This window comes from Pseudomonas sp. P4_C3 (assembly GCF_056402075.1).
On record NZ_JBFUIC010000569.1, the window covers coordinates 1 to 1,672 of the forward strand.

Sequence of the window (1,672 nt, forward strand, 5' to 3'; positions counted from 1 at the left end):
GTATATCAACCAATCCAATCGCCGGCCCGGAATGCAAAAAGGCCCGTCAGACGGGCCTTTTGCTGTACGCGATAAAGCTTACGGCAGCATGCCGGCGTGGGACAGGCCCAGACGCTCATCCAGCCCGAACAGAATGTTCATGTTCTGCACCGCCTGACCCGAAGCGCCTTTGACCAGGTTGTCGATCACCGACAGCACAACCACCAGATCACCATCCTGAGGGCGATGCACGGCAATACGGCAGACGTTGGCACCCCGTACACTACGAGTCTCCGGATGGCTGCCGGCCGGCATCACATCGACGAACGGTTCGTTGGCATAACGCTTTTCAAACAGCGCCTGCAGATCCACCGAGCGATCAACAACGGTTGCGTAGAGCGTGGAATGAATGCCACGAATCATCGGAGTCAGGTGCGGAACGAAGGTCAGACCGACGTCCTTGCCTGCTGCACGACGCAGGCCCTGGCGGATTTCCGGCAAATGACGGTGCCCTTTGACCGCATAGGCCTTCATGCTTTCCGATGTCTCGGAGTACAGCGAGCCTACGGAAGCACCACGACCGGCGCCGCTGACACCGGATTTGCAGTCAGCAATCAGATGCGCAGTATCGGCCAGGCCGGCTTCGAGCAATGGCAGGAAACCCAATTGCGTTGCAGTTGGGTAGCAGCCCGGCACAGCAATCAGGCGCGCTTTCTTGATCTGCTCGCGATTGACTTCCGGCAAGCCATAGACCGCTTCGTCCAGCAACTCCGGTGCACCGTGCGGCTGGCCGTACCACTTGGCCCACTCATCCGCGTCTTGCAGACGGAAGTCCGCCGACAGGTCGATGACCTTGGTCCCGGCCGCCAGCAACTCGCCCGCCAAGGCATGGGCAACACCGTGCGGTGTGGCGAAGAACACCACATCGCAGGCACCCAGGGTCTTGATGTCCRGAACGCTGAACGCCAGGCCGTCGTAGTGGCCTCGCAGGTTCGGGTACATGTCGGCCACGGCAAGGCCAGCCTCGGATCGGGAAGTGATGACAACCACCTCAGCTTGCGGATGTTGCGCCAACAGACGCAGCAGTTCGACACCGGTGTAACCCGTGCCGCCGACGATACCGACCTTGACCATAAACCTGCCCTCAACGAACCCACTGGAAAGCCGTCGATAATAGGGGCCGCGCGCCCCTGCGACAACCGTCAAGGTGACGTGCGGAGCTTCTAGCCTCTACTATTCCCGCTACCGTGAACCTGGGAATAACTAAAAATGCTTTATCTGTGGCTCAAAGCACTTCACATCATCAGCATCGTTTGCTGGTTTGCCGGCCTGTTTTACTTGCCGCGGCTGTTCGTCTATCACGCTCAAAGCGAAGATACCGTCAGCAAGGAACGCTTCAGCGTCATGGAGCGCAAGCTGTATCGCGGCATCATGGGGCCGGCAATGATCGCTACGCTGATCTTCGGCGGCTGGCTGATCAGCCTCAACCCGAGTGCGTATTTCACTCAGGGTGGCTGGATGCACGCCAAGCTGACGCTGGTGGTGATTCTGATCGGCTACCACCACATGTGCGGTGCCCAGGTAAAACGTTTTGCCCGTGGCGAGAACACCCGCAGCCATGTCTTTTATCGCTGGTTCAATGAAGTGCCGGTTCTGATATTGCTGGCTATCGTAATTCTGGTCGTCGTTCGGC

Annotated in this window: 2 protein-coding genes; one reads left to right on the top strand and one right to left on the bottom strand. The window is 58.8% G+C overall.

Features of this window, described 5'->3' with window-relative positions; all coding sequences use genetic code 11:
- Positions 1 to 78: 78 nt before the first annotated feature.
- Positions 79 to 1,113, bottom strand: coding sequence for an N-acetyl-gamma-glutamyl-phosphate reductase (gene argC / locus AC1DVH_RS30720; protein WP_477756960.1), 1,035 nt, complete (start codon positions 1,111 to 1,113; stop codon positions 79 to 81).
- A 135-nt stretch (positions 1,114 to 1,248) separates the two neighbouring features.
- Here argC and hemJ point away from each other — a divergent pair.
- Positions 1,249 to 1,672: protoporphyrinogen oxidase HemJ (gene hemJ, locus AC1DVH_RS30725; protein WP_477756961.1), on the top strand; the 424-nt coding region annotated here is incomplete at its 3' end.